This window comes from Ruegeria sp. AE3, from assembly GCF_056542225.1.
Genome location: NZ_JBQFZL010000009.1, coordinates 26769 through 51730 on the forward strand (window position 1 = coordinate 26769; position 24962 = coordinate 51730).

At 57.0% G+C, this 24962-nt stretch carries 35 protein-coding genes; 13 read left to right on the forward strand and 22 right to left on the reverse strand.

Features of this window, described 5'->3' with window-relative positions:
* Window positions 1-36: 36 nt before the first annotated feature.
* Window positions 37-783 (forward strand): bifunctional 2-polyprenyl-6-hydroxyphenol methylase/3-demethylubiquinol 3-O-methyltransferase UbiG, encoded by a 747-nt coding sequence (gene ubiG, locus ACR0NZ_RS15110; RefSeq protein ID WP_480520001.1) that lies wholly within the window; start codon window positions 37-39, stop codon window positions 781-783.
* A 3-nt stretch (window positions 784-786) separates the two neighbouring features.
* On the opposite strand, the gene ACR0NZ_RS15115 is transcribed toward ubiG, so the two are convergent.
* The 4 genes from ACR0NZ_RS15115 to ACR0NZ_RS15130 are packed head-to-tail and all read right to left on the reverse strand — an operon-like array spanning window position 787 to window position 3130.
* Entirely contained in the window at window positions 787-1227 is a 441-nt protein-coding gene (locus ACR0NZ_RS15115; RefSeq protein ID WP_267363106.1) for a MarR family winged helix-turn-helix transcriptional regulator, read from the reverse strand.
* A 12-nt stretch (window positions 1228-1239) separates the two neighbouring features.
* Complete coding sequence (locus ACR0NZ_RS15120) at window positions 1240-2070, reverse strand: carbon-nitrogen hydrolase family protein (protein ID WP_480520003.1); 831 nt, start codon at window positions 2068-2070, stop codon at window positions 1240-1242.
* Entirely contained in the window at window positions 2070-2327 is a 258-nt protein-coding gene (gene grxC / locus ACR0NZ_RS15125; protein ID WP_480474786.1) for a glutaredoxin 3, read from the reverse strand. Before grxC ends, ACR0NZ_RS15120 begins: the two co-directional genes overlap by 1 nt.
* Before the next feature lie 38 nt (window positions 2328-2365).
* Window positions 2366-3130 (reverse strand): double zinc ribbon domain-containing protein, encoded by a 765-nt coding sequence (locus ACR0NZ_RS15130; RefSeq protein WP_480474784.1) that lies wholly within the window; start codon window positions 3128-3130, stop codon window positions 2366-2368.
* Here ACR0NZ_RS15130 and ACR0NZ_RS15135 point away from each other — a divergent pair.
* Both ACR0NZ_RS15135 and hemH read left to right on the forward strand, forming a co-directional pair.
* Window positions 3111-3941, forward strand: a complete 831-nt coding sequence (locus ACR0NZ_RS15135) for a methyltransferase domain-containing protein (protein WP_480520005.1) — start codon at window positions 3111-3113, stop codon at window positions 3939-3941. The two genes, ACR0NZ_RS15130 and ACR0NZ_RS15135, sit on opposite strands and share 20 nt — an antisense overlap.
* A 57-nt stretch (window positions 3942-3998) precedes the next feature.
* Window positions 3999-5048 (forward strand): ferrochelatase, encoded by a 1050-nt coding sequence (gene hemH / locus ACR0NZ_RS15140; protein WP_480520007.1) that lies wholly within the window; start codon window positions 3999-4001, stop codon window positions 5046-5048.
* 161 nt (window positions 5049-5209) lie between these two features.
* Here the strand turns inward: hemH and ACR0NZ_RS15145 are convergent, their stop codons facing one another.
* Entirely contained in the window at window positions 5210-5392 is a 183-nt protein-coding gene (locus tag ACR0NZ_RS15145; RefSeq protein WP_480474781.1) for a hypothetical protein, read from the reverse strand.
* Window positions 5393-5531: 139 nt separating this feature from the next.
* Window positions 5532-6131 carry a L,D-transpeptidase gene (locus ACR0NZ_RS15150; protein ID WP_480474779.1) on the reverse strand — a complete coding sequence of 200 codons (600 nt, stop codon included), beginning with the start codon at window positions 6129-6131 and terminating at the stop codon, window positions 5532-5534.
* 169 nt (window positions 6132-6300) lie between these two features.
* Here ACR0NZ_RS15150 and dalA point away from each other — a divergent pair, with 169 nt between their 5' ends.
* Entirely contained in the window at window positions 6301-6816 is a 516-nt protein-coding gene (gene dalA / locus ACR0NZ_RS15155; protein WP_209507204.1) for a divisome-associated lipoprotein DalA, read from the forward strand.
* Window positions 6817-6869: 53 nt separating this feature from the next.
* Here dalA and ACR0NZ_RS15160 read toward each other — a convergent pair whose 3' ends face one another.
* The 7 genes from ACR0NZ_RS15160 to ACR0NZ_RS15190 all read right to left on the reverse strand — a co-directional run bounded on the left by ACR0NZ_RS15160 (window position 6870) and on the right by ACR0NZ_RS15190 (window position 11651).
* Entirely contained in the window at window positions 6870-7334 is a 465-nt protein-coding gene (locus tag ACR0NZ_RS15160) for a PTS sugar transporter subunit IIA (protein WP_267363095.1), read from the reverse strand.
* Between the two features lie 57 nt (window positions 7335-7391).
* Window positions 7392-7955: a ribosome hibernation-promoting factor, HPF/YfiA family gene (gene hpf / locus ACR0NZ_RS15165; protein ID WP_480474777.1), complete on the reverse strand. Its 564-nt coding sequence runs from the start codon at window positions 7953-7955 to the stop codon at window positions 7392-7394.
* A 252-nt stretch (window positions 7956-8207) separates the two neighbouring features.
* Window positions 8208-8966 carry an LPS export ABC transporter ATP-binding protein gene (gene lptB, locus ACR0NZ_RS15170; protein WP_480474775.1) on the reverse strand — a complete coding sequence of 253 codons (759 nt, stop codon included), beginning with the start codon at window positions 8964-8966 and terminating at the stop codon, window positions 8208-8210.
* A complete protein-coding gene (locus ACR0NZ_RS15175; protein WP_480520009.1) occupies window positions 8966-9457 on the reverse strand; it encodes an LptA/OstA family protein in 492 nt (163 codons plus the stop codon). Before ACR0NZ_RS15175 ends, lptB begins: the two co-directional genes overlap by 1 nt.
* A 3-nt stretch (window positions 9458-9460) precedes the next feature.
* Window positions 9461-10060 carry an LPS export ABC transporter periplasmic protein LptC gene (gene lptC, locus ACR0NZ_RS15180; protein ID WP_480520011.1) on the reverse strand — a complete coding sequence of 200 codons (600 nt, stop codon included), beginning with the start codon at window positions 10058-10060 and terminating at the stop codon, window positions 9461-9463.
* 11 nt (window positions 10061-10071) lie between these two features.
* Window positions 10072-11040 carry a KpsF/GutQ family sugar-phosphate isomerase gene (locus ACR0NZ_RS15185; RefSeq protein ID WP_480474771.1) on the reverse strand — a complete coding sequence of 323 codons (969 nt, stop codon included), beginning with the start codon at window positions 11038-11040 and terminating at the stop codon, window positions 10072-10074.
* Window positions 11037-11651, reverse strand: a complete 615-nt coding sequence (locus ACR0NZ_RS15190; protein ID WP_480520013.1) for a ribonuclease D — start codon at window positions 11649-11651, stop codon at window positions 11037-11039. Before ACR0NZ_RS15190 ends, ACR0NZ_RS15185 begins: the two co-directional genes overlap by 4 nt.
* Before the next feature lie 133 nt (window positions 11652-11784).
* Between ACR0NZ_RS15190 and ACR0NZ_RS15195 the strand changes: the two genes are divergently transcribed.
* The 8 genes from ACR0NZ_RS15195 (at window position 11785) to ACR0NZ_RS15230 (ending at window position 18949) form a co-directional block, all read left to right on the forward strand.
* On the forward strand, window positions 11785-12042 hold the full coding sequence (locus tag ACR0NZ_RS15195) for a metal-sensing transcriptional repressor (protein ID WP_480474768.1): 258 nt from the start codon (window positions 11785-11787) through the stop codon (window positions 12040-12042).
* Between the two features lie 3 nt (window positions 12043-12045).
* The gene (locus tag ACR0NZ_RS15200) at window positions 12046-13365 is read left to right on the forward strand and encodes an MFS transporter (RefSeq protein ID WP_480474767.1); all 1320 of its coding nucleotides are present in this window, start codon (window positions 12046-12048) and stop codon (window positions 13363-13365) included.
* Window positions 13366-13417: 52 nt separating this feature from the next.
* A complete protein-coding gene (locus ACR0NZ_RS15205; RefSeq protein WP_480474766.1) occupies window positions 13418-13846 on the forward strand; it encodes an Lrp/AsnC family transcriptional regulator in 429 nt (142 codons plus the stop codon).
* Window positions 13847-13918: 72 nt separating this feature from the next.
* A complete protein-coding gene (locus tag ACR0NZ_RS15210; RefSeq protein WP_480520015.1) occupies window positions 13919-14617 on the forward strand; it encodes a transglycosylase SLT domain-containing protein in 699 nt (232 codons plus the stop codon).
* A gap of 69 nt (window positions 14618-14686) precedes the next feature.
* Entirely contained in the window at window positions 14687-16714 is a 2028-nt protein-coding gene (gene flhA, locus ACR0NZ_RS15215) for a flagellar biosynthesis protein FlhA (protein WP_480520146.1), read from the forward strand.
* Entirely contained in the window at window positions 16711-17484 is a 774-nt protein-coding gene (locus tag ACR0NZ_RS15220; RefSeq protein WP_480520017.1) for a flagellar biosynthetic protein FliR, read from the forward strand. Before flhA ends, ACR0NZ_RS15220 begins: the two co-directional genes overlap by 4 nt.
* Entirely contained in the window at window positions 17481-18569 is a 1089-nt protein-coding gene (locus ACR0NZ_RS15225; protein ID WP_480520019.1) for an EscU/YscU/HrcU family type III secretion system export apparatus switch protein, read from the forward strand. The genes ACR0NZ_RS15220 and ACR0NZ_RS15225 overlap by 4 nt, the downstream gene beginning before the upstream one ends.
* Window positions 18566-18949: a hypothetical protein gene (locus tag ACR0NZ_RS15230; RefSeq protein ID WP_480520021.1), complete on the forward strand. Its 384-nt coding sequence runs from the start codon at window positions 18566-18568 to the stop codon at window positions 18947-18949. The genes ACR0NZ_RS15225 and ACR0NZ_RS15230 overlap by 4 nt, the downstream gene beginning before the upstream one ends.
* Before the next feature lie 34 nt (window positions 18950-18983).
* On the opposite strand, the gene ACR0NZ_RS15235 is transcribed toward ACR0NZ_RS15230, so the two are convergent.
* From ACR0NZ_RS15235 to ACR0NZ_RS15275, 9 genes are read right to left on the reverse strand one after another with little or no spacing between them, the layout of a single operon-like run.
* Window positions 18984-19484, reverse strand: a complete 501-nt coding sequence (locus ACR0NZ_RS15235; RefSeq protein ID WP_480520023.1) for a flagellar basal body-associated protein FliL — start codon at window positions 19482-19484, stop codon at window positions 18984-18986.
* 9 nt (window positions 19485-19493) lie between these two features.
* Window positions 19494-20225 (reverse strand): flagellar basal body L-ring protein FlgH, encoded by a 732-nt coding sequence (gene flgH / locus ACR0NZ_RS15240; RefSeq protein WP_480520025.1) that lies wholly within the window; start codon window positions 20223-20225, stop codon window positions 19494-19496.
* Window positions 20225-20641: a flagellar basal body P-ring formation chaperone FlgA gene (gene flgA, locus ACR0NZ_RS15245; protein ID WP_480520148.1), complete on the reverse strand. Its 417-nt coding sequence runs from the start codon at window positions 20639-20641 to the stop codon at window positions 20225-20227. The genes flgH and flgA overlap by 1 nt, the downstream gene beginning before the upstream one ends.
* Entirely contained in the window at window positions 20641-21426 is a 786-nt protein-coding gene (gene flgG / locus ACR0NZ_RS15250; protein WP_480520027.1) for a flagellar basal-body rod protein FlgG, read from the reverse strand. The genes flgA and flgG overlap by 1 nt, the downstream gene beginning before the upstream one ends.
* 21 nt (window positions 21427-21447) lie before the next feature.
* Entirely contained in the window at window positions 21448-22158 is a 711-nt protein-coding gene (locus ACR0NZ_RS15255) for a flagellar hook-basal body complex protein (protein ID WP_480520029.1), read from the reverse strand.
* Window positions 22158-22430 carry a flagellar biosynthetic protein FliQ gene (locus ACR0NZ_RS15260; RefSeq protein WP_171621143.1) on the reverse strand — a complete coding sequence of 91 codons (273 nt, stop codon included), beginning with the start codon at window positions 22428-22430 and terminating at the stop codon, window positions 22158-22160. Before ACR0NZ_RS15260 ends, ACR0NZ_RS15255 begins: the two co-directional genes overlap by 1 nt.
* Before the next feature lie 4 nt (window positions 22431-22434).
* The gene (gene fliE, locus ACR0NZ_RS15265) at window positions 22435-22725 is read right to left on the reverse strand and encodes a flagellar hook-basal body complex protein FliE (protein WP_480520031.1); all 291 of its coding nucleotides are present in this window, start codon (window positions 22723-22725) and stop codon (window positions 22435-22437) included.
* Window positions 22726-22736: 11 nt separating this feature from the next.
* On the reverse strand, window positions 22737-23123 hold the full coding sequence (gene flgC / locus ACR0NZ_RS15270; RefSeq protein ID WP_480520033.1) for a flagellar basal body rod protein FlgC: 387 nt from the start codon (window positions 23121-23123) through the stop codon (window positions 22737-22739).
* Window positions 23124-23135: 12 nt separating this feature from the next.
* Entirely contained in the window at window positions 23136-23522 is a 387-nt protein-coding gene (locus ACR0NZ_RS15275) for a FlgB family protein (RefSeq protein WP_480520035.1), read from the reverse strand.
* 87 nt (window positions 23523-23609) lie between these two features.
* Here ACR0NZ_RS15275 and ACR0NZ_RS15280 point away from each other — a divergent pair, with 87 nt between their 5' ends.
* On the forward strand, window positions 23610-24947 hold the full coding sequence (locus ACR0NZ_RS15280; RefSeq protein ID WP_480520037.1) for a FliI/YscN family ATPase: 1338 nt from the start codon (window positions 23610-23612) through the stop codon (window positions 24945-24947).
* Window positions 24948-24962 lie beyond the last annotated feature (15 nt).

Genomic DNA, 24962 nt, shown 5'->3' on the forward strand with positions numbered 1-24962 from the left:
TAGTCCTTAAGCGTAAAAGAGCATACGGAGACAGGAATGCAAGCGCATCCGAACACGGTGGATCCATCCGAGATCGCAAAATTCGAAGCGATGGCGGCGGAATGGTGGGATCCTCATGGGAAATTCAAACCCTTGCACATGCTGAATCCTTGCCGTTTGGATTATATCACACAGCAGATTGCTGGTGAATTCGACCGCGATCTGAAAGCGCGGAAACCGTTCGAAGGTCTGCGCCTGTTGGATATCGGTTGTGGCGGTGGTCTGCTGAGCGAACCGATGGCGCGTCTGGGGGCCGAGGTCGTCGGGGCCGATGCCGCCGGAGGCAACCTGCCTGTTGCGCGAATCCATGCCGAGCAGTCCGGTTTGCAGATCGACTATCGCCACACCACAGCCGAAGACATGGCCGCCGCGGGTGAGCAGTTCGACGTGGTCCTGAACATGGAAGTGGTCGAGCATGTGGCCGACCCGGCGGGTTTCCTGACCGCCTCGCAGCAGTTGCTCAGGCCCGGCGGGCTGCTGATCTGCTCAACCATCAACCGCAACCCGAAATCTTATGCGATGGCAATTTTCGGGGCCGAAGTGGTAATGCGCTGGCTGCCGCGCGGCACGCATGAGTGGAACAAGTTCATCACCCCTGACGAGTTGTTCGACCTGCTGCGCCAAGCGGGGGTCGAGCCGGTGGACCGCAAGGGTTTCGTGTTCAACCCGATCCTGTGGAGCTGGTCGATTTCGGACCGGGATTTAAGCGTGAACTATGTGACGGCGAGTGTGAAACCGGGCTGAGGGTTATTCCCCTTCCAGCTGCTTTCTCAGATCGCGCAGCACCGGCAGTGTCGAACGAACACGGTCGTCCCCCAACTCTCCGACCACGCGGTTGATCAACGGGGCAATCGAGGAAATCGCCTGATCCCGCGCGCGTTTACCGGCGGGGCTGATCGCCACCATCTTGCGGCGGGCATCGTCCCAATCGGGTCGGATGTGGATGTATCCGGCCCATTCCAGCTTGGCCAAGGTGTTTGTCATCGCGCCGCGGGTGACGTGGAACGTGTTGGCCAGCTGCGCCGGGCTGCGCTCATCCGCGACAAAAGCCAGGTGGTTCAGAACCGAGAAATGCGAGATTTCCATGCCCTTGGGCAGCACGCGGCTAAGCCGGTTCCGCAATAGCTGGTCGGCGGTCAGGATCTCGCTGAACAGCGTGACCGCTAGGGCATTGGTGTCGTCTGTCATTGTTCCGTTCTGTCAGGGTCCGTCGAAGGATCGGCGGTGGTGCAGTGAAGGGACACGTCGGCGTGCCTCAGTTACAGAACTATCATCCAAATCGAAAATGTGAATGCCTGGATCGGTCCCTGCGTCGATCAGCACCTTTCCCCACGGGTCGACGACCATGCTGTGACCGTGAGTATAGCGTGTTTTACCGCCGGTTTTTGGATGTTCCCCAGTTTGGGCCGGGGCCAGCACCCAGCACCCGGTTTCGATTGCACGTGCGCGCAGCAAGGCCTCCCAATGCGCGGCACCCGTGACCGGCGAGAACGCGGCCGGGACGGTCAGAATGCGCGCGCCCGCCTCCGCCAGTGCCGCGTGCAAATATGGAAAGCGGATATCGTAACAGATGGTCAGACCAACCTTGCCGAAATCCGTTTCGGCGATAACCGCTTTTTCGCCTGGGCGGTAATTCTTTGATTCGCGGAACGTCTCGGTCTCGGTGACCTGCACATCGAACATATGGATCTTGTCATACCGCGCCACGATCTGACCTTGCGGTCCGATCATAAAGCAGCGGTTGGCAAAACGACCGTCATTGTCATGAGTCTTGAGCCCCAACGAGCCGATCAGAAGCCATACACCCAGATCAGCAGCCTGTTCGCGCAGGCCCGCCAAGGTGATGTCATCTTCTTCATGTTGTAAAACCGCGCGCTGCCGTGTGGTGCTGGTCGAAACGCAATTCGTAACCTCTGGCGTCAGAACAAAGCGGGCGCCCTGTTCTGCCGCTTCAGCCATCAGGCCTCGTACCATCCCGAGGTTTTCAGCCGGATCGTCCGACGAGGTGACTTGCAGCAGCGCGGTTTTCATCAGGCCGCAAGCAGACGGTCAAGCTTGCCCTGACGCTCCAACTCGTACAAATCATCGCAACCGCCGACATGCGTGGTGCCGATGAAAATCTGCGGGACCGTGCGTTTGCCTCCGGCACGTTGAATCATTTCAGGTTTGCGTTTGGGGTGCATCAGCACGTCGATTTCCTTGAACTCAACACCTTTCTGCTTCAGAAGGCGTTTGGCTGCATGACAATACCCGCACAGTGGCGATGTATAGATCTCTACCGACTTCATTTTCCGTTCCCTTCGGATTTCGCGCAATCTTGGGCGAATTAGGCATTCTTAGCAACGCGCGCCAGAGCCAACACAAAAATATGATTTGCCCCCGCCGCCTGACAGACCCGAGTGCATGCGGCCAGTGTTGCCCCGGACGTCATCACGTCGTCTACCAGCAAGACGTTCCGGCCAGTTAGATGGCGGGCATTTCGGGGTTGAAGGCATATCGCGTCTTCCAAGATCTGTGCCCGCTCGGCTGCTGTTTTGCCGTCCAGCACCGGCGTCTTTTTTTTGCGAATCAACAAATCGGGCACGCATTTCAATCCTGTCTCACGCCCCAGGTTCTGCGCCAAGAGAGCTGACTGGTTGTATCGCCTTTTGAGCAAGCGTGACCAATGCAGAGGAACCGGAGCAATCACCATACCCGCTCGCAGCAATGGGCGCCCTGCCTGCGCCATCCACTGCGCGGCAGGGCGGGCCAGTTCGGGCTGATCACCATGTTTCAACGCCAGGATCAGTGACCGCGCCTTGCCGTCATACAAAAGCGCGGCGCGGCCTGCCCTCCAGGGGCGCGCGGTCTTCAGGCAATCATCGCACTCGGTCCGAAACTCGTCCTGCCCTCCGATCAGGGGCAGACCGCAACTTTCACAGACCGTGCCGCCAATGAATGGCGTTTCCCGCCAGCACGGGCCACACAGGCCAAAATCGGACTCGGTCAGGTCGCCGCACCCCATGCAACGTGGTGGATAAATCAGCGCAAGTGCGGTTTGAATCCGTTGCGCGATACGATACTTGCCAGTTATGAAACTGCCCGAACCCACTGCACCCTCACTTTTTGACCGTGCCGCCATTCTGCGTCATCGCAACCGCGTGCAGGATGACGCCCTTTTTCTGCACCGCGTCGCGATGGACGAGGTTCAGGATCGGCTCTCCATGGTTAACAAAACCTTTACGGCGGCAGCGATCGTGACGGCCTACCCACAGCTTTGGACGGACGCTTCTCCCGAAGCCTCGATCGTTGCGGATAACGACGTGCTGGCACTGCAACCCGGCGCACATGATCTGGTGATCCACGCCATGACACTGCATTGTGCAAACGATCCGGTAGGTCAGTTGATCCAATGCCACCGCGCGCTTAAGCCCGATGGGTTGTTGCTGATTGTTTGTCTGGGCGGCGAAACGCTGCACGAATTGCGCGCGGCGTTGGGTCAGGCCGAGATTGACGTTACCGGTGGCCTCAGCCCCCGCATCGCTCCAATGGCCGAGCTGCGGGACATGGGCGGTTTGTTGCAGCGGGCCGGTCTGGCCTTGCCCGTCGCAGACTCGGTGACACTCACGGCTGAGTACCGTGACATCTGGCACCTGATGCACGATCTGCGGAATATGGGTGAGGCCAATGCGTTATCCGCGCGCCTGAAACACCCGACCAAACGCGCAGTATTTGAAACCGCGCAAAACGTCTACGCGACTCATTTCACCACGGGGTCCGGGCGCCTGGCAGCCACGTTCGAACTGATCTGCCTGACGGGATGGGCCCCCCACGACAGTCAACCAAAGCCACTGCGTCCCGGGTCGGCGCAAACACGTTTGGCTGACGCCTTGCGCACCGACGAGGGCAAACTGCCCGATTGACGCGCGACCAAATCCCCTTATTTCAGGCCCTAACGCAAGAAATTCAGGAAGCCTCATATGTTTGATGCCACGCGACCCGCTCATGCTCCTACGGATCACCCCAAGATCAGGATGGGGCGCGTCGGCATATTGCTGGCCAATCTGGGCACGCCGGACGATTACACCTATTGGCCGATGCGTCGGTATCTGAATGAGTTTTTGTCGGATCAGCGCGTCATCGATTATCCGAAGTGGAAATGGCAGCCGATTCTGCAGGCGATCATCCTGACTAAACGGCCATTCAGTTCCGGCGAGGCATACAAATCAATCTGGAATCAGGAAAAGGGCGAAAGCCCGCTGATGACCATCACCAAGGACCAGACTGCCAAGCTGAGCCAGGCCATGCACGCACGATACGGTGATCAGGTCATGGTCGATTTCTGTATGCGTTACGGCAACCCGTCGACCAAATCCAAAGTGCGCGAGATGGTAGCGGCAGGGTGCGATCGCATCTTGTTCTTTCCGCTTTACCCTCAATACGCTGGCGCAACGACGGCCACCGCCAACGACCAGTTCTTTCGCGCGCTGATGGACGAAGCCTGGCAGCCCGCCACGCGAACCGTTCCGGCCTATTTCGATGAACCTATTTATATCGATGCGCTGGCACAGTCAGTTGAACGTGCATACGAGGCTATGGAAACAAAACCCGACATTCTGGTCTGCTCATATCATGGGATGCCCGAGCGGTATTTGCAGCAGGGCGATCCCTATCACTGTCAGTGTGCTAAAACGACGAGACTGTTAAAGGAGCGATTGGGCTGGACGGATGATCAATTGGTATCGACCTTCCAGTCGCGCTTTGGCCCCGAAGAATGGTTGAAACCTTACACTGTGGATCACGTGGCCGACCTGGCGAAGCTAGGCAAAAAGAACATTGCTGTTATTGCCCCGGCGTTTTCTGCGGACTGCATCGAAACGCTGGAAGAGATTAACGAAGAAATCAAAGAGAGCTTCGAAGAAGCAGGCGGCGAGACGTTTACCTATATTCCATGCCTTAACGATGACGGCGCCCATATCACAGCACTTGGAAAGGTGATCGAAGACAATCTGCGCGGGTGGCTGGCGTAAAGCGTTTCCAGAACACAAGCCAAATCTCTTATGAGAACGTCAGGCTCGGCTTGATACTGGCGCGTCAGTATCCCTTCGGCGCGCAACAGGCTTGAAGACCTGTTGGAATTAAAAAAGGCGGTGGATTGCTCCACCGCCTTTTTCATGAATTCCGTGTCGGATTAGCTTGCAGCAACAGCAGCAGCAACAACGACCAGCAGGATCAGCGGCAGCAGAATGCCCTGCGACGAACCCTGAGTTTCTTCAACAACAACTGGTGCTTCAACAACCGGCTCATTCAGGTTGCCAGCATATGCAGTCGAAGCTGCTGCAGTCAGAGCTGCGGCGAGAACGAGTTTCTTCATATTAACCTCCAGAATTTGCACGGTTCCAATATCCGGAGCCGCACATCTAAGACTTACCTCGTAGTTTTTTCTAATCAGCATTAGAGCGGGAATGCAATTGCAACTTGACCTGTAAGCGGCTTCGCACACAAAAATGTCGTCATATTAGCAACACTTGCGTGCCAACCTTTGCCATCGAAAACAGCTCGGCGATGTCTTCGTTGAAAAGGCCGATGCATCCATTCGACGATCTGCGACCAATTTTACGCGTATCATGGGTGCCGTGAATGCGATAGTACTTCCAGCTCAGGTATAAAGCGTGTGTTCCCAATGGGTTATCAGGACCCGGAGGAATATAGTCCGGCCATTCCGGATTTCGCTTTTTCATCGACGGCGTCGGAGACCAGCTCGGGCCTTCGACCTTGCGGATCACACTGGTGCGCCCGCGCCGGGTAAGGTCTTCGGTCAGCGGAACCGACGACGGGTACAATTTGTACACCGATTGATCATCCGACCAATAATGCAGCGCTCTTGAGACGGTATCGACCAATATGGCGCCATTTCTGGTGTTCGAGAAATACGGTTGCCAATCCAATGCCCGGAACCCGGATACGTTGCGGCGAACCGCTGGTTCACTCTCGGGCGCGGGACGTAGCGGGTCGCCTGGGATATACTGCGCCAGTGCCGGTGTCGCCAGAGTGGCGGTAGCCCCTGCTAGAAATCCCCTGCGGGTAGGCGAAAGAATGCGCTTTTTGACCATGACAACGGGTCCTGTGTTTTGGTGAAGTCTGAAATCAGAGGCATTCTATGGCCAGAATGCTTCAGTCGCAAACCAAACCGGCAGAATCACGCAAGTTGTGGCCATTGCGCGTTTGCTCAGAACAAGCAGGCACGCTATGCCCTGTTGTGATACAATAATCAGGTCGAACATGACGCGCATCGTTTCTTTACTGTTGATTTGCTTTGTCGCGCTTGCGGCATGTACCAACACTGGCTCAACCACCCTGGGATCTGATGGTCGCCCATTGCCGACCGTATATAAGATCCGCGGCAATCCGGAAAAGCTGCAGTTCCGCATGCTTGATTCGGTCAATGCCTTGCGTCAGGCCCAGGGATTGCAGCCCGTACAGCTGAACGCGCAGCTGAACGCAGCGGCGGCGACTCATTCGAAGGATATGTCGCGGCAGAACCGGCCCTGGCACTTTGGTTCAGACGGTTCATCACCGATCGACCGGGCAGCGCGTGTTGGCTATTTCGGCACGTTTCTGGGGGAAGCCATTTCCGAAACTTACGAGACCGAGACTGAAACGCTTGCCGCCTGGATGCAGGAACCCGGACCGAGGGCTGTCATAATGGACGCCAAGGCCACCCAAATGGGATTCGCCTGGCATCAGGAAGGCGGTGGTAAAATCTGGTGGACGCTGGAAATGGGAACCGGCGGCTGATCCAGCCAAACGGAAAGAAAAAAGCCCCCGGTTTTCGGGGGCTTTTTTGTTAATCAGGCGGCTTGCATAGACTGCGCCTCGGTCAGGATCGCATAGAGCTTTACCGGATCAGGGTTCGCCCGGAGCTTGGTGCAAACCGAAGTATCCCGTAATGTGCGAGACACTAGAGCCAGAGCTTTGAGGTGATCAACGCCCGCCTCTTCCGGTGCAAACAGCGCGAAGGCAATGTCCACAGGCTGGCGATCAACCGAACCGAAATCGATCGGCTTCTCAAGCATGACAAAAACACCTGACACCGAATCAAGATCGGGCAGGCGCGCATGTGGCAACGCCACACCATGGCCGACACCGGTCGGTCCAAGGCTTTCCCGCTCCAGCAGGAAATCAACCGCTTCCTGAGGATCGATACCCAGCGTCGCCGCGGCGACGTCACCGATTTCCTGAAACAGCCGCTTCTTGCTGGAAGCCGCGGACAAAACACGCACCGCTTCGGGCTTCAGTATGCTCGAAAGCTCCATGATCACGCTCCATGGCACGCACCCGCATCAGCGGGCGCGGCCCCGTATCCTTGCCTGTTACGGATCAATCCAGCCGATATTACCGTCATCGCGACGATAAACGACATTCAATCCGTCCTTGTTTTCATTTCTGAACACCAGTACTGGCGCACCGGCAAGTTCCATTTGCATAACGGCCTCTCCGACGCTCAAAGATGGGATTTTTGTTTCCATCTCGGCCACAATCATTGGCTGAAGCGATTCGGGTTCATCGGCCGACTCCGATTCGTTAGAAGCGAGGATATAAGAGGACGCCCCAAAGAGTTCAACCGGTTCGACCCGATCCTTGTGGTGGTCCTTCAGGCGACGCTTGTAACGACGCAACTGTTTTTCCATTTTATCACAGCATGCCTCAAATGCCGCGTAGATCTCGGTTGCATGGGCTTTGGCCTGAGCCGTCAGGCCAGTGGACAGGTGTACTGTTGTCTCGCATACATATTCATGCGCCGAACGGGAAAAGACGACGTTTGCATCCGTAGGCCGCTGCGCATATTTGCCCACGACCTCATTCAGTTCGGTCTGCACGTGTGTCTGCAACGCCGCACCGATGTCGATCTGTTTTCCGCTGATTTGGTAACGCATGTGATCTCCTTCACAATTCACACCCATTCTGACGCCGCGAAACGCGACGAGCTTGTTTTTATCGGGTGGGGGGTCGAGACATTTTCCGCGGTTGCCTTGTTTCCAGCCCTTCGAAGAAGGGACATCGAGATCCAGACTGGAGCCGGGTAAATGCCATAAGCCAATTGAGGCAAGAGACGAGGGAAGAGTCAATCAAAACAGAAGTGTATATACGCGATTTCCGCCATGCAATTGGCACAACTCCGCGCAAGATTATGAAATGCGGAAATTCTCGCCCAGATAGACGCGGCGCACATTCTCGTTTTCGACAACCTCATCAGGTGTGCCGGACATCAAAACCTGACCGTCATGCAGGATATAGGCCCGGTCGACAATTTCCAGCGTTTCCCGGACGTTGTGATCGGTGATCAGCACACCAATACCGCGTTTTTTCAGATCCGCGACCAGATGGCGAATGTCCCCGACACTGATCGGGTCAACGCCTGCAAACGGTTCATCCAGCAGCAGGTATTTGGGGTCTGCGGCCAAACAGCGCGCGATCTCGACCCGGCGGCGCTCGCCGCCTGACAAAGCCAATGCCGGGGCCCGGCGCAAGTGTTCGATCGAGAAGTCCGACAGCAGCTCTTCCAAACGCTCTTTGCGCTTATGCGCATGAGAGACCGTGATATCCAGAACGGCAGCAATGTTGTCCTCGACGCTCATGCCGCGAAAGATCGACATCTCCTGCGGTAGATAGCCGATCCCCATCCGCGCCCGCCGGTACATCGGCAAAGTAGTCACATTCTGGCCGTCTATCGTGACTTTTCCCGCCTCGGGGAATACAAGTCCCGCAACTGAATAAAACGTTGTGGTCTTACCTGACCCGTTCGGCCCCAGCAGCGCTACCACTTCGGACCGGCCCAACGTCATCGAGACATCGCGGATCACCGTCTTTTTTTTGTAGGACTTCCGCAGTTTTTCGATGCGCAGCCCGGAACTGCCCTCGGTCAGTTTCAGGTCGGGACGCGCCATCAGTTGTTTCCCTGCTGCAAGATCGTTTTGACCCGCCCGATCATGGTCGCAGTGCCCGTAGTCAGGTTGGCGTTCATCTGATCGCCACTGATGATGCTGGGGCCCTGTGTCAGCAGGACATTGCCCTTCATGACAATCTCACCCGAACCGATCTTGTATTCAGCCCAGTCGCCTTCCGCTGCATCCGGCGGGCTGACCAGAACCACATTCTCGGTCGCTTCCATTCGCTCGATCGCCGAGCGTTCCTGATTGTAGATAACCAGCACGCGTTCGGCTGTCAGGCGCATTTCACCCTGCACGACGATAACGTTCCCGATGAACTCGGCCGATCCGTCCTCTTGATTGACGTTCAGGGTTTCCGATGTCACCTCGACCGGCAGGCTCGGATCGGCATTCGCGGACCCAAAAGCCACCTGCGCCTCCTGCGCGATCACGGGCGCGGCGCCCGCGATCAACGCGAGGCACAAAGGAACAAATCGAAAATCGAACACAAGTTATCTTTCTGCTTTTTCAGGCTCGTATACCAGCTTCACACCATCTGTAAAAACAATATGGACTGGCCCGTCCGTTTTTTCAGTGCCAAAGGTCATACGCCCCGCAGAAAAGTTACCGATCGGACCGGTTCCGTTCACCTGCCCCGGCGTGTCGCCCCGGACTTCATCCAACGAGGTATTGAGCAGATCCGTCGTAACCTTGAGACCATCCGCCGTGGTGATGACCACGTCACCAACAAAGGTTGCTGTTCCACTATCCGGACGGATCTGGCCGGAATTCGAATCCAGGGAAATTGTGCCGCCATTGAGCAGCCCAAAGCGGCCGCGAAACTCGGACGCGGTCGGAACCGACGCCTCGGTGCCCTGCCTGGCTTGCACAGCCTCGATATGCACGGTCTCTCCCTTGCGGGTCGTTCCGCGGTAATCCGGCCGCGTTACCACCTGTTGTTCCAGTCTCTCATCAATGTCTTTCTGCGCGAAGGGCACGGATACGTTTGTTTCGATGCTGCGGGACAGCAAGAATACCGTGGACAACATCACAATAGCCGCGAGCGGCAACAGCACCTTAAGGAACTGCACCATGCGGGAATATCTGTCCACTTCAGCCTCCCTCAGCCCAGACCGACACGCAGGCAGTCGTGGATATGAAGCAGCCCCAAAGCCTGACCTGATGTAGCCTCGTCAACCACGAAGAGCGAGGTGATCTTACGGTCATTCATGATCGCGACCGCTTCTTCCGCCAACGCACCCGGGGATATGGTTGTGGGGTTGGGGGTCATTACCTGCTCGGTCGTTTTGTTCAGCAACCCATCCATGTGGCGCCGCAAGTCACCGTCTGTAATGATCCCGGCCAACTGACCCTGCGGGTCCGTTACACCAGCAACACCAAACCCCTTCTGGCTGATTTCGATCAGCGCATCGCTCATCGGAGTATGCGCCGCAACCAGAGGCAGGGCCTCTCCGACATGCATCAAATCCTGTACCGTACTCAATTGCGCACCCAGTTTGCCGCCGGGATGGAAGGCGCGGAAATCCTCGGGTCGGAAATCGCGGTATTTCATAAGGGCAATCGCCAATGCATCGCCCATGGCAAGGGTCAGCGTCGTGGAAATCGACGGCACCATACCATAGCCACAAGCCTCGCCCATCGACGGGATCAGAAGATGTACGTCGGCCTGTTTCATCAATGTGCTGTCAGGTTTGCTGGACAATCCGATCAGCGGAATGCCAAAGCGGCGCGTAAAGGCCAGCAGATTAGCAAGTTCCGGTGCCTCTCCCGAATTCGAGATCGCGAGAACCACATCACCTTTGGAGACCATGCCCAAATCCCCATGGCTGGCCTCTGCCGGATGCACGAAATAGGCAGGCGTTCCGGTGCTGGCCAGCGTGGCCGCAATCTTGTGACCTATGTGGCCTGACTTGCCGATACCGCTGATGATGATGCGCCCGGTGGCCTGAAGGATCAGTTGCACCGCTTCGGCAAAATGCTTGTCCAAACTGTCGGCAAGGACGTCCAGCGCGCGGGCTTCGTCTATGACCACCTGACGGGCGGTTCTCAGGAATGCTTCGGTATCGGTCATGAGTGCGCAAAGATATCCGTTTCGGGCCAACCGGCAAGGTCCAGTTTCGCACGCATCGGCAGGAAGTCAAAACAGGCCTGCGCCATTTCAGTCCGGTCCTCGCGAACCAGACGAATGTTTAGCGCATCGCGCAGCTGATGCAGATAGAGTACGTCTGACGCAGCATAATCCAATTGAGCGTCTGTAAGTGAGACTGCGCCCCAGTCGCTCATCTGTTGCTGTTTGGAAATATCGACACCGATGAGTTCCTGACACAGGTTCTTGAGCCCGTGCCGGTCGGTATAGGTCCGCACCAGGCGGCTGGCGATCTTGGTGCAGTACACCGGCGCGGCCAGAGCACCAAAGGTATGGTACATGGCGGCGATGTCGAAGCGCCCGAAATGGAACAGCTTCAGCACGTCAGGGTTTTCCAGCATGGCACATAGGTTCGGCGCCTCTGTCTGGCCTTTTTCCACCTGCACGATATGGCTGTTGCCGTCTCCACCCGACATCTGAATCACACACAAGCGGTCACGATGTGGGTTCAGACCCATGGTTTCACAGTCAATGGCCACAACGGGGCCCAGATCCAACCCGTCCGGCAGGTCGTTTTTGTACAAATGGTTCGCCACCCGATTATTCCTTTGTGCGATATCGCCTCCGAGATAGGCGGTTTGGTCCATAAACTCAACGCCGTCTAAAAGTCACGGGCAGATCCCCGCAACAGGATTGACAATATCCTCATGGGGGGGATAGGGATACATCATGACAAATTTACCCCGCGAGTCGCATCCGCATATCACGGCAAGGCTGAAACGGGCCCACGGGCATCTGGCAAAGGTCATTGCCATGCTTGAAGGTCAGGCGCCCTGTTCTGACATCGCCCAACAGCTGTTTGCCGTTGAAAAAGCGGTCACCAACGCCAAGCGCGCCTTGATCCATGATCACATCGACCATTGCCTGTCTTCCGATGGCGATAGCGGCGGGATCGAGGATTTTAAAGCCATCACGAAATACCTCTGAACCATGCTGAGCATTCTAAAAAACCGGACCTACCGCCACCTGTTTGCTGCCCAGATCGTCGCCCTGACCGGAACCGGGCTGGCCACAGTCGCGCTTGGGCTGCTGGCCTTTGATCTGGCCGGAGACGCTGCTGGCCTTGTGCTGGGCACCGCGCTGACAATCAAGATGGTGGCCTATGTCACCGTGGCCCCCCTGGCCGCCGCTTTTGCCGAACGGCTGGACCGTCGGAAAATGCTGGTTTTTCTGGACCTGATCCGCGCCGCAGTCGCCGTATGCCTGCCTTTCGTGACCGAGGTCTGGCAAATCTATGTGCTGATCTTCGTGCTCCAATCCGCCTCGGCCGGGTTCACGCCCGCCTTTCAGGCGACGATCCCGGACGTCTTACCAGATGAAAACGAGTATACCCGCGCTTTGTCTCTGTCACGTCTGGCCTACGACATGGAAAGCCTGCTGAGCCCGATGTTTGCCGCGGCACTTCTGTTGCTGGTCAGCTTCAACAGCCTGTTCTGGGGCACAGCGCTGGGGTTTGTTGCCTCGGCATTTCTGGTTGTCTCGGTCGCCCTGCCCTCGCCCAAGCCCAGCAAACCACGCGGAATCTATGACCGCACTACACGCGGAATTCGCATCTACCTGAAAACGCCCCGGCTGCGTGGGCTGCTTGCACTCAATTGGAGCGCGGCAGCGCTGAGTTCGATGGTGATCGTCAACACAGTGGTCATCGTGCGGGCCACGCTTGGCCTGTCCGAAAGCGCCGTGGCCATTGCACTGGCCGGATTTGGGGGCGGGTCGATGCTTGCGGCGTTCACTCTGCCCCGCCTGCTGGATCGGATCGAGGATCGCAAGGTTATGCTGTCCGGAGCCATTCTTGCGTCGGGCGCTATGGCCGTCGCCTCGGTTCTGACCGCGACGATCCCGCTTACGCTGGGTGTCCTTGCCGTTTTTTGGGCCTTTACCGGCTTTGGGTATTCTACAACCCTTACGCCTTCGGGTCGTTTGTTGACCCGTTCGGCCCATCCTGAAGACCGCCCCGCTGTCTTTGCTGCACAGTTTACTCTGTCGCATGGCTGCTGGTTGGTGCTTTATCCGCTGGCTGGGTGGATAATGACCGTCTATGGACCGACTGTCGCGCTCGGCAGTATGTCTATTCTGTCCATGACGGGTGTGATTGTAGCAGTCAGCCTTTGGCCGCGTGACGATCAGGAACCGGTTGTTCACAATCACCCCGATCTGCCGACCGATCATCCGCATCTGGCCGGGGTAGGCCCGCACGCGCACCCGATCATTATCGATGATCTGCACCCACGCATGCCGCGTGAGCCTTGAGAAAGGGCGTCAATCTGATCTAAACCCGGACTTGCCGCAAACCGGAGCCCCAATGGACCAGCTTGACCGTCGTATTATCGCCGCCCTGCAAGCCAATGCACGTGCCTCGACCACGCAGATCGCGGCCTCGCTGGGTGTGGCTCGCACGACTGTGCATGAACGGATCAGTCGGCTGGAACATCGCGGCGTAATCACGGGATACACCGTGCGCCTTGGGTCCACGGAAGACACGCCTAAAGTGCAGGTCATCGTTATGCTGGAAGTGCAGCAGAAGGAAACCAACCGAATCCTTAAACGGCTCGAGGCCTATCCCGAGGTCAAACTGTGCCTGTCGATCAATGGCGAATTCGATCTGATGCTGACCGCAGATGCCCCGAGGCTGGAGGATCTGGACATTCTGGTGGACGATCTGGCGAAGATCCCTGGCGTCCTGCGCACCAATACAAGCGTTGTTTTCGGGCGCAGGATCGACCGAAATTGAGGCCGCGATAACCCTCTGTAAACCGATCGGTGTCTAGCTTGGCCGGGAACACCAGAATCCCGGACCGGCAGAATGCCAATTCACAGAATACCGATTGCTTTCATGATACTGCATGTGCTGTTGGCGCAGGCGGGTACCGCCATGCACAATGTGCCAACAGGCGGGCTTTGTGATCAGGCCGCGCGCCGTGCATCACTGTCCGAAGATGTTCCGCTGGATGTACTGCGCGCCATAACACGCGTTGAAACCGGGCGAACAGTTGGCGGAATGTTGCAGCCCTGGCCCTGGACTATAAATGTCGAAGGCCAGGGGTATTGGTTCAAGTCCGAGGCCGAGGCCAAGGCCTATGTTTTCGATATTTTCAAAGCGGGCTCTCGTAGCTTTGACGTCGGGTGTTTTCAGGTCAATTATCGATGGCATGGCAATGCCTTCCGCTCGATCGATTCGATGTTCGATCCGGATGAAAATGCGACCTATGCTGCCCGCTTCCTGAAAGACCTTTATTTCGAGCTTGGTTCGTGGTCGGCTGCGGCCGGGGCCTACCATTCCCGCACGAATGCTCTGGCCAAGGCTTATCGTGGTCGGTTCAAGACAGTGATGGCCCAGTTGGACAACCCGTCCTCACACGGGTTTTCTCGTATGTCACTCGATCCGTTCACAAGGGCCGCAGCGCCCTTGATTCCGATGCTAGTGGCCACACCCGCCACCACTTCCCTGGGCTCTCTGGTCCCGACCAATAGCACAGCAACTGCTTTCATCCCTTTCAATTAGGATACCTGCGTGCCCCAGTTTGACATCCGGTCCCTGTTTTCACCTACTGTCCTGTTGGCAGTGGCGCTGATGACCGTCATCGTCATGATGATCCTGCCCATGCCCGCCTGGGTGCTGGACGTCGGGCTAGCCGCCTCTTTCGCGCTTGCCATCCTGATTTTCACACTGACGCTGTTCATCGAGCGTCCGTTGGATTTCTCATCCTTCCCAACGATTCTTCTGGCATCGCTGATGTTGCGCCTGTCGCTGAACGTCTCGTCAACCAAACTGATCATCGGTCAGGGGCATACCGGACCCAACGCAGCGGGTGACGTGATCGAAGGGTTCGCCAATTTCGTCATGGGCGGCAGCATCTTTCTGGGTCTTGTTGTATTCGGGGTGCTGCTGATCGTGAACTTCATGGTCATCACCAAAGGGGCCGCCCGTATGGCCGAAGTGGGCGCTCGCTTTGCACTGGACGGGATGCCGGGCAAGCAACTTGCCATCGACAGCGACATGTCAGCCGGGGCCATCGACCATCAGCAAGCCAAGGATCGGCGGGAACGCGAACAGCAGGAGACAACGTTCTTCGGCTCGCTCGACGGTGCGTCGAAATTTGTCAAAGGTGATGCCGTTGCCGGTCTTCTGATCACTCTTTTGAACCTTGTTATGGGTTTGGTCATGGGGGTGATCGTGCACGGAATGCCGGTGTCTTCGGCGTTCGAGACATATGCAATCCTGACCGTCGGTGATGGTCTGGTCTCGCAGATCCCCGCTGTTATCATCTCGATTGCCTCTGCATTGCTGCTGGCGCGCGGCGGAACACAGGGTGCCACTGACAATGCCATTTTCTCCCAACTCGGGCGGCATCCGGCGGCGCTGTCTACCGTGGCAGTTCTGATGGTCCTGTTTGCGCTGGTGCCCGGCCTGCCTTTCCTGCCGTTCATCCTCGGTGCAGCTGTGCTTGGATATGCGGCCTACAGAATTCGGAAAAAGCAGAAAGAAACGGACCCGTCATTGCATTCGCAGGCGACCGACACCGAGGTGCCTTTCTCGCAGGCTATTGGTGATATTCTGGATCTGGATGACGTGCACCTTGAATTCGCACCTGATCTGGTAAGTCTGGTGTTGAATCCCGGGACCGGGTTGGATGCCCGCATCGCCAATATGCGCACCTACGTGGCGTCCACCTTCGGATTGATCCTGCCCGAAATTCGTCTGACTGATCGAGCCGACCTGCCAACCGGAACCTATGTGATCAAGGTTCAGGGGGTCGAACAGGCGCGCGGCGTTCTGAACCCCGATCTGGTTCTGGCTCTGGTTCAGGACGGGTTCGATCTGTTGCCCGAAGGCAACGACGTGACGGAGCCGGTTTACGGCGCGCCTGCCCGTTGGATCCTGCCCAAACATCAGGAGGACGCGGCGTTGAACGGGGCCACCATAGTCTCACCGCCCGAGATCCTGGCAACGCATCTGCTTGAAATTATCAAACAGAACTTCTCACGCCTGCTGACCTTGAAATCCCTGCGCCGCCTCCTGACCGAAATGACCCGTCTGAGCGACCCGGTACGGGCTGAGGCAAACCGCAAGCTTCTGGATGAATTGATCCCCGACAAAGTTCCGATCGACACATTGCACGCCGTTCTACGACTACTTTTGGAGGAACGGGTTTCGATCCGGAACATGGCCCTGATCCTTGAAAGTGTGGCCCAGGCACGGCTGACAACCACCCAACCCGAAACCATTTGCGAATTGGTGCGCCAGCGTCTCGGATTTCAGCTGGTCGCAGACATGAAGCGCGAAGACGGTTCAATCCCGCTTATCCAACTGGCTCCCGAATGGGAAGAAACGTTCAACACCTATCAGGTCGACGCGCCCAGCGCCGGGTTGGATGTCGCACTGCCGCCGAACCTGTTTAACAAGCTGGCCGACGGCATGGTCAGCAGTATCGCCAGATCTGCTGATAACGGTCTGTTTCCTGCAGTCGTGACCTCGACCCGGCGACGCCGATTGCTGCGTACGATCATGTATGCTCGCGGCATTTCAAACCCGGTTCTTTCTTTTGAGGAGATCGGATTGGAAGCCAAACCCGCGCTGGTAGGAACTGTTCCCGCGTGATCGCTTTGCCGCCAGAATTGTTGACGCAGCTGGCCGAACCGCTCTGGCAGGCCTTTGCGGTGTTTCTGCGCGTCTCTGCTTTGGTTTCACTGCTGCCCGCTTTCGGCGAGCGCAGCATTCCAACACGGATGAAACTGGGGATTTCCGTCGCCTTTACCCTGATCATTTTTCCGGCAACCCAACCTTTCGACCTGTCCCCCAGCCTCAGGACGCTGGTACGGTTGGTCGGGGCAGAAATCCTGATTGGACTGGCGCTTGGAACAGGGTTGCGGCTGTTTGTTTTGGCGCTGCAAACCGCCGGATCCATTGCCGCGCAATCCACGTCATTGTCGCAATTGCTGGGTGCAGCGGCCGCTGATCCAGTTCCGGCGATGGGATATCTGCTGACGATCGCGGGGATAACGCTTGCCGTCATCATGGGCTTGCACGTTCGGGCCGCGCAATTCCTGATCCAGAGTTATGCTTTATTCCCCATGGGGTTGGCACCAAGCTCGGCAGACTTGTCCCATTGGGGTGTGCAACAAATCTCACGCAGCTTTGGGTTGGCCTTCTCGCTGGCAACGCCATTCGTTATCGCCTCGTTGATCTACAATCTTGCACTTGGGGTCATCAACCGGGCCATGCCGCAATTGATGGTCGCCTTTGTGGGCGCGCCAGCAATAACATTTGCCGGGCTGTTTCTGCTGTTTTCGGGCGCACCATTGATCGTCTCTGTTTGGTCTGACGCGCTGATTGCCTTCTTCATGAACCCGATCGGAGGCCAGCGATGAGCGGTGCCGATGACGACAGCGACAAGTCATACGAGCCGACGCCACAAAAGCTTCAGAAAGCCCGTGAAAAGGGTGAGGTTCCCAAGTCCAACGACTTGTCGGTTGTTGCGGCATATACCGGGCTGCTGGTCGCATTGTTGGCAGCAGGGCAGTACCCCGTCACGCAGTTGGGGAATCTGTTCATGGTCCTGGTAGACCAATCCGACCAGATTGCGAACCTTCTGAACATCGGGCCTGCGACAGCGACGGTTGCCGGAATTCTGAGCGGCGCATTGCCACCCATTGCCGTGCTTTTCTGCCTGCCCGCGGTGGCCGTTCTGTTAAACCTGATTGCCCAGCGCTCACTGGTATTCGCCCCCAGCAAACTCAAGCCAAAGCTTTCGCGGATATCCCTTGTTTCGAATGCCAAAAATAAGTTCGGGCGCGGTGGTTTGTTCGAGTTTGCCAAGAGTACAACCAAACTGGTGATTTACAGCCTGTGCCTCGCACTTTTCATCAAATCGAACTTGGTTGAAATTCTGTCTGCCAGCGCGGCCTCTGCAAAGTCATCCATACTGCTGATGATGAACCTGTTGTTTCGCTTCCTGTTCATTGTGGTTGCCATCGCACTCGGCATCGGCGTTATCGACTTTCTGTGGCAATACGCCGAGCACATGCGCAAGAACCGCATGTCGCGCAAAGAGATCCAGGATGAAACTAAGGACGCCGAAGGCGACCCGTATGTAAAGCAACACCGCCGTCAACGTGCGCAGGAAATCGCCTCGAGCCAGACGATGGCAGACGTTCCGGGCGCGGATGTTGTTATCGTAAACCCCACCCATTTTGCCGTTGCGCTGAAGTGGTCGAGGGCTACAGGCAGCGCACCTGTTTGTGTCGCCAAGGGTGTGGATGCAGTGGCCGCTTCCATCCGTTCCGCTGCAGCTCAGGCTGGCGTTCCAATCCATTCGGACCCCCCGACGGCGCGTGCGCTTCACGCAACTGTCGACATCGGGCAGGAGATCGCCGAAGAACATTATCGCCCTGTTGCCGCTGCAATCAGGTTCGCCGAAGCGATGCGGAAACGTTCAAGGGAGCAGATCCGTTGAAGGACACTCAGCTAAGCGGGATGGAAAAAATAGCCGACGTCACTTTCCAGAAGCAGTTTCAGACACTCCGCCCGATCCTCGAGGCCGAGGCCAGAATTCAGCACCAATTGGCGAAACTGGATCATCAGCTTGACCAGATGCGCAAAGCCAGCGGGTTAATCGAAGGATATCAGATATCGGGGGCCGACATTCTTTGGAATGGCTGGGAATCTGCCACGCGCCGCACATTGAATATGCGACTTGCCCAAACACGCGCTCAGAAACTTGCCGGTGTGGAAGCGCTCAGAATTGCATTTGGCCGCAAACAAGCCGTCGCAATCCTGCGGGAGCAGCAGCTGAAAAGCCATCGGCAGGCCGTCGTGCGAAAGCAAACCCGTTAATGCTGGCCGGATCCGCGCCGTGAAGCGACCTTCGTCAGGTATCTTGACGGTTCACGCTCATGATCAGCACTTTTGAAACATCTTCACCCAGTTCTTTTTTTGCCACTTCCAACAGGGACTTACGCAAGACATCCAGATTTCGGGATTCTGTGAAAGCCCCATCAAATCCCCCGGTATTTGCGTGATCAAACAGAACCTGAAGAAAGCCATCTCGCAGCTTGGGTTCAATGGAATAAAAAGTTTCTTCAATTGCTGTGTTCGCCTCAAGGCTGAGGGACAAAGTGACCATCGCTTCGATTTCGTCGTCCGCAACCACCGGAACGACAAAATGTTTGGTCAACTTTAAATACCCATAGGCTGGCTTTTTTTCCTTGGACTTTTCAGACTTCTCGTGATCGGCTTTCTCTTCTTTTGCCACTTCTTTTTCGGCGGCTGTTTTGTCGGGCTTGCCCGAAGGTGACAGAAACAGCCCGGCACCGACACCCGCACCCAGGCCGACAATCAGGAAAACGACTGGAACCAATTTTGCAATCACGGTCGCACCTCAGAACGGCAAGAGTGAGTCAAGAACTTGCTGGCCGTATCGGGGTTGCTGGACATCCGTAATCTGACCTCTTCCACCATAAGACACCCGCGCCGAGGCGATCTTGTCGTAGGTGACTTCGTTTTGTCGCGAGATATCCTGAGGGCGGACATACCCGGCCACCAAAAGCTCGCGCAGTTCAAAATTGACCCGCAACTCCTGCGAGCCGGAAATCGAAAGAACCCCGTTCGGCAGAACATCCAGAACCGTCGCAGCGACACGCAGGGTTAGTTTCTCGTTTCGCCTCACAGATCCCCGCCCGGAACTTGTGGAATCCGCTTCGATTGACACAGCATCATCCAGCGATGCCCCGTCAGGTAAGTGTTTTTGCACGCGCTGGGGCAAACCAAAGAGGCCAGGAACCTCAAGGTTTTCCGAGCCCGACCTGGACCGTCTGGTGTTGTTTGATATCTCAGCTTTTTCATCCAGCTCGATGACCACTGTCAGTATGTCACCTTTCTTGATCGCCCGCTGGTCGCCCAGCAACGATTGCTGCCCTCCGCTCCATAGAGATGAGCGGTCAACAGTGCGTTGTGGTTGCGTGTGCAAGGGCAGACCCGGCCACAGCATGGCAACCTGCTCGGGAGACTCTTCACTTGGTGTAAAACTCGGCGGCTTGCCAAGATGATCCAGACGGCCACACGCGGCCAACGACAAAGCTATAAGAAGAAGAGTTTTCGACAGTCCGGTCATCACTTAACCTCGACTTGGCCATCCGTGCGGATTTGGCCGGTTACAGTTGTTCTGGACGACAGATTCATGACCCGGATGCGGTCCCCGGCAGCACCACGTCCCAAGGCGCGGCCTTCCGCAGTTATCGACAAGGCTTGGCGGTCGAATATCAGGACGACCAGATCGTTGCGGTCAACGATGGCGGGGGGTCCTGCATCAGTGATTCGGATCGACCGGCCTGGATAAAGTGCCACCCGCGCCTCTTGCCCGATCAGAAAATCAGGGTCAGCCACTGCGCCGGGGACATCCGTCGGGCTTGTTCTCAAATCCGCTGCGGAAATGATTTCCTTGGCCCGGATCGTGCGTGTTGGAACCACAATGTCAGCCTGTGCAGCAATTGGAGCCAGTAGTGCCAAGTATATGCCGAGTCCTCGCATCATCGCACCTGCGTTGTCGCGCTCATCATTTGATCCACCGCCGAGATGACTTTGGCATTCATCTCATAGCCGCGCTGCGCCTCGATAAGTTCGGTTATCTCGCGCACTGCATCGACCGAGCTGTCTTCCAGATAGCCCTGCCGCAATGTGCCCAGCCCATCACTTCCCGGAGTTCCCAGTACCGGGGCACCCGACGCCTCGGTCTCCGTGAACAGATTGCCGCCAATGGCTTCCAGCCCCTTGGCGTTCGAAAAGCTGGCAAGGACAAACTCACCCAGCAACTGCCCCTCGGGAGAGTCGTCGAAATATGCATAGACCTCGCCCGCGGCATTGATTGAAATTGACCTTGCGTCGTCGGGAATGGTGAGTTCCGGCGAAACCGCATAACCGTCGGAGGTGACAATCAGACCCTCTGCCGACCGCTTGAGGCCGCCGTCACGCGTATACGCGGACTGACCGCTGGGCAGCGTGATTTCCAGATATCCGCGCCCCTCGATCGCCACGTCCAGATCACTGCCGGTGGCTGACAAGGCACCTTGTTCCAGTTGCACGGTAACAGCTGCGGGCCGCACGCCCAGACCAAGTTGAATACCCGTTGGCAATACTGTTCCGTCCGAGGCGTTTACAGTTCCGGCGCGCGCCATCTGTTGATAATGCAAATCGGCAAATTCGGCCCGGCGGGCGTTGTAGCCGGTGGTGTTCATGTTTGCCAGGTTGTTCGAAATCGTCTCGACCCGCATCTGTTGCGCGGTCATTCCGGTGGCGGCAATTTTCAGGGCTCGCATGTCAAACTCTCCTTATACCGTTCAGCGCATCAGCGCCTTGAGCGCCCCGCGCACGCGTTCGTCTTCGCTGTCAAGAAAACTTTGCCCCAGCTCATACGCGCGCTGGATTTCCACCAAGCGGGTCACCTGCTGAATGGCATTGACGTTTGAACCTTCGAGAAAGCGATGCAAAACAACGGGTTCATCAACCGGGTCTATCGCACCGTTGGCACGAAACCGCGTATTTCCTTCGCGGACCAGCTCCTGCGGATCAGTAACATTGAAAACGCCCAACTGGCCCAGAAACTGGCCGTTGACACTCAACGTTCCATCACTGCCGACATCAATCGAAGCTGCATCGGGCGGGATAAAGACAGGGGCACCGTTGGCATCCAGAACGCGTGCGCCATCCATCGCAACCAGATCGCCTTCGGCGTTTGGCGAGAAGCTGCCCGCGCGCGTCAAACGGTTACCATCCGGGGTTTCAACCGTGAAAAACCCGTCCCCTTCGAGGGCGAAATCAAACTGCCCTCCGGTTTCCGTAAGAACGCCTTGTTGCAACGATGTGTTACGCGCCTCGGCCCGGCTCATGGAGAGGGACGGATTGTTCGGCATGTCCCGCACGTATTCCGAAAACACCAGCCCTTGCTGGCGATATCCGGTCGTGTTGGCGTTTGCGATGTTATTCGCCACCAGCCGCATTTCATTCATCAGCCCGGACTGGCGGGACAGGGTGACGTAAGCCGTGTCCATCAGCGGCCTCCTGCAATCAAGGGAACAAGCGTTCCGGTAAAAAACGTAACAAGGGTCTGAGTCATGAACCCCATCGAAATCCAGAACACGACGACAATGGCGATCAATTTGGGAACGAAAGTCAGGGTCATCTCTTGAATCGAGGTCAGCGCCTGGAACAGACCGACAATCAGGCCAGAAACCAGCGCCACGGCAAGGATCGGGACGGATGTGATGACCGCAACCCACAACGCCTGACGAACGATGTCATAAAAAAGCCCTTCGCTGAGCATCGGGTCAGACCGGCATTCTTAGGATTTCCTGATAGGCTTCGACCACTTTGTTGCGGACGATCACCGCGGTTTCTACCGCCAGTTCGGTCTGGGCCAGCGCCTGAACAAGTGCATGGGGATCAGCCTGACCGACCATCGCAGACTGAGATATCTGTTCGCTGTGTCTCAGCGTGGTTGCAAAGTCCTGAAAGGTCGCCCTCAATCCTTGTGCCGCCCCGCTATGATCGGGATCGGCCTGTGTGGCAGAGCGTGCGCCGGCATAATTCTGCGCGGCGTTGAGTGATCGGATATCCATTCTGGTTGTCCTTATTTTCTGAGCAATTCCATCAGCGACGACGACATCTGCCGCGTCTGATCAAACATCTTTAGATTGGCCTCATAACTGCGCTGGGCTTCCCTGGCGTCCGCGATTTCAATCATCAAATCGACGTTGGAGCCTTGGTAGTGACCACTTTCATCTGCCAACGGATGACCGGGGTCGTAGATGCGGCTCAGCGAACGCTGATCAAGCGTCACGCGGCCGGCCTGCACCATGTCCCCACCGTTTTTCTGCACGGTTTCAAACGGTACAGTCTTGCGCCGATAGCCGGGCGTGTCTGCGTTCGAGATGTTTTCGGACACATGCCGCAGCCGTGCGGATTGTGCGCGCAGGGCACTGGCTGACGCAGCAAGGGAATGGGAAAAATCGCTCATACCTGCCGCCCCTTATCCGCGACCCAAACTGGTGCGCAGAACGTCCATCGAGGATTTGTAGATCGCCAACGCTCGGTCATGCTGTCGTTTGACATCGACCGATTTCAGCATCTCTTCCTCAAGCGACACGCCATTGCCATTGGGATCGCCTGATGGGACAGCTTCAACCTCAGCCCAGTTTTGCGCACCCATACTGCCGTGCAGATGGCCCGGCCGAGTGGCTTTTATGGTCACGTCATGCCCGGTGGTTTCGAAAGCTTTCTGAAAGGCTTCGATATCGCGCGGTTGATAGCCCGGTGTATCCGCATTGGCCATGTTTCGCGCAATGATCGCCTGCCGTTGCCCTGCATGGGTTGCCATTGCGTACGCTGTCTTAAAGACGTTCAGGTCATAGAACATCGGGGCTTCTCCCTCGATCAATTTCAATCAAGGCTTAACCCCGATTCCTTTAGAAACCGTTTTCAGAACTCAGTTGGAGACGCCACGATGTCTGATCTCGACCCGGTACTTCTGAAACACGAGCTCGACAGGATGACCGCAGTCCGTCACGTGGGGCTGGTCACCGGCGTCGCACAGGGTCTGATCGAGATCGGTGGATTGAACACGCATGCCCGGGTCGGGGATTTGCTGACATTGCGGCGGCGCGTCGGGTCCGATCTTGCGGGCGAGGTGCTTCATGTCAGTGCTGGCCATATCAAAATGCTTCCCAATGCGGCGCCCGACGGCGTTAGCCTGGGGGATCGCGTCTACCTTGACCCATCACCGGATTTTGCACCAGGATTGCACTGGCTTGGACGGGTAATCGACCCCTTTGGCAGACCCTTGGATGGAAAGCCGTTGCTGAGCGGCCCGCAGACGCGCGATATCATGCAGACCCCTCCACCAGCCGTGGCGCGCAAACCGTTGGGGCAGAGGATGGCCACCGGTTTGTCGGTTCTCAACACTGTGTTGCCCGTCGTGCGCGGTCAGCGGGTGGGGTTGTTCGCCGGGTCGGGTGTCGGAAAATCGACCCTGCTTTCCACACTGGCCAGGTCCATGCAGGCCGATGTCGTCGTAGTCGCGCTTATTGGCGAACGCGGACGCGAGGTGAATGAATTTGTCGCGCAGGCCATTGGCCCCGAAGCCATGAAACGCACGATCGTGGTGGCTGCCACCTCTGACCAGTCGGCGTTGGCGCGCAGGCGGTGCGCCTGGTCGACCATGTCGATGGCTGAGTATCTGCGGGATCTGGGGCTGAACGTTCTTTTTTTGGCTGATTCTGTGACCCGCTTTGCCGAAGCGCATCGTGAAATTGCTGTTTCTATGGGGGAATCGCCGTCTTTGCGGGGATATCCACCCTCTGTCACACCCCTGATCGCCAGTCTTTGCGAACGCGCAGGCCCCGGAACGCAGGAACAGGGGGATATTACCGCAGTGTTCAGCGTTTTGGTGGCCGGTTCGGACATGGATGAACCCATCGCTGACATTCTGCGCGGCGTTTTGGACGGGCACATTGTGCTGAGCCGTAACATCGCCGAACGGGGACGTTTCCCGGCCATTGACGTCAGCAGATCAGTGTCGCGGAGCCTGCCAGGAGCCGCATCCGAGGCCGAGAACCAGATGATCACCGAAACCCGAAAACTCGTGGGCAGTTACGAGCAGTCCGAAGTGATGATCAAGGCCGGGCTGTATGCCGAAGGGTCTGACCCGCTGCTGGATCAGGCTGTTCGCATCCATGAGGAACTGGACGCCTTTTTTGCCAAACCAGAGTCTGAGGGAATCGAAAACAGTTTTGATCGCCTGTCATTGATTCTGCGCCGTGCATCGATTAGCTTGCCACGCTAGGCGGAACTCTGAACA

Bases quoted from the DNA above. Each gene is read 5' to 3' on its own strand.
- ubiG (WP_480520001.1), top strand. From the start codon at position 37: ATGCAAGCGCATCCGAACACGGTGGATCCATCCGAGATCGCAAAATTC.
- ACR0NZ_RS15115 (WP_267363106.1), bottom strand. From the start codon at position 1,227: ATGACAGACGACACCAATGCCCTAGCGGTCACGCTGTTCAGCGAGATC.
- ACR0NZ_RS15120 (WP_480520003.1), bottom strand. From the start codon at position 2,070: ATGAAAACCGCGCTGCTGCAAGTCACCTCGTCGGACGATCCGGCTGAA.
- grxC (WP_480474786.1), bottom strand. From the start codon at position 2,327: ATGAAGTCGGTAGAGATCTATACATCGCCACTGTGCGGGTATTGTCAT.
- ACR0NZ_RS15135 (WP_480520005.1), top strand. From the start codon at position 3,111: ATGAAACTGCCCGAACCCACTGCACCCTCACTTTTTGACCGTGCCGCC.
- hemH (WP_480520007.1), top strand. From the start codon at position 3,999: ATGTTTGATGCCACGCGACCCGCTCATGCTCCTACGGATCACCCCAAG.
- ACR0NZ_RS15145 (WP_480474781.1), bottom strand. From the start codon at position 5,392: ATGAAGAAACTCGTTCTCGCCGCAGCTCTGACTGCAGCAGCTTCGACT.
- ACR0NZ_RS15150 (WP_480474779.1), bottom strand. From the start codon at position 6,131: ATGGTCAAAAAGCGCATTCTTTCGCCTACCCGCAGGGGATTTCTAGCA.
- dalA (WP_209507204.1), top strand. From the start codon at position 6,301: ATGACGCGCATCGTTTCTTTACTGTTGATTTGCTTTGTCGCGCTTGCG.
- ACR0NZ_RS15160 (WP_267363095.1), bottom strand. From the start codon at position 7,334: ATGGAGCTTTCGAGCATACTGAAGCCCGAAGCGGTGCGTGTTTTGTCC.
- hpf (WP_480474777.1), bottom strand. From the start codon at position 7,955: ATGCGTTACCAAATCAGCGGAAAACAGATCGACATCGGTGCGGCGTTG.
- lptB (WP_480474775.1), bottom strand. From the start codon at position 8,966: ATGGCGCGTCCCGACCTGAAACTGACCGAGGGCAGTTCCGGGCTGCGC.
- ACR0NZ_RS15185 (WP_480474771.1), bottom strand. From the start codon at position 11,040: ATGACCGATACCGAAGCATTCCTGAGAACCGCCCGTCAGGTGGTCATA.
- ACR0NZ_RS15195 (WP_480474768.1), top strand. From the start codon at position 11,785: ATGACAAATTTACCCCGCGAGTCGCATCCGCATATCACGGCAAGGCTG.
- ACR0NZ_RS15200 (WP_480474767.1), top strand. From the start codon at position 12,046: ATGCTGAGCATTCTAAAAAACCGGACCTACCGCCACCTGTTTGCTGCC.
- ACR0NZ_RS15205 (WP_480474766.1), top strand. From the start codon at position 13,418: ATGGACCAGCTTGACCGTCGTATTATCGCCGCCCTGCAAGCCAATGCA.
- ACR0NZ_RS15210 (WP_480520015.1), top strand. From the start codon at position 13,919: ATGCCAATTCACAGAATACCGATTGCTTTCATGATACTGCATGTGCTG.
- flhA (WP_480520146.1), top strand. From the start codon at position 14,687: ATGACCGTCATCGTCATGATGATCCTGCCCATGCCCGCCTGGGTGCTG.
- ACR0NZ_RS15225 (WP_480520019.1), top strand. From the start codon at position 17,481: ATGAGCGGTGCCGATGACGACAGCGACAAGTCATACGAGCCGACGCCA.
- flgH (WP_480520025.1), bottom strand. From the start codon at position 20,225: ATGACCGGACTGTCGAAAACTCTTCTTCTTATAGCTTTGTCGTTGGCC.
- flgA (WP_480520148.1), bottom strand. From the start codon at position 20,641: ATGCGAGGACTCGGCATATACTTGGCACTACTGGCTCCAATTGCTGCA.
- flgG (WP_480520027.1), bottom strand. From the start codon at position 21,426: ATGCGAGCCCTGAAAATTGCCGCCACCGGAATGACCGCGCAACAGATG.
- ACR0NZ_RS15255 (WP_480520029.1), bottom strand. From the start codon at position 22,158: ATGGACACGGCTTACGTCACCCTGTCCCGCCAGTCCGGGCTGATGAAT.
- ACR0NZ_RS15260 (WP_171621143.1), bottom strand. From the start codon at position 22,430: ATGCTCAGCGAAGGGCTTTTTTATGACATCGTTCGTCAGGCGTTGTGG.
- fliE (WP_480520031.1), bottom strand. From the start codon at position 22,725: ATGGATATCCGATCACTCAACGCCGCGCAGAATTATGCCGGCGCACGC.
- flgC (WP_480520033.1), bottom strand. From the start codon at position 23,123: ATGAGCGATTTTTCCCATTCCCTTGCTGCGTCAGCCAGTGCCCTGCGC.
- ACR0NZ_RS15275 (WP_480520035.1), bottom strand. From the start codon at position 23,522: ATGTTCTATGACCTGAACGTCTTTAAGACAGCGTACGCAATGGCAACC.
- ACR0NZ_RS15280 (WP_480520037.1), top strand. From the start codon at position 23,610: ATGTCTGATCTCGACCCGGTACTTCTGAAACACGAGCTCGACAGGATG.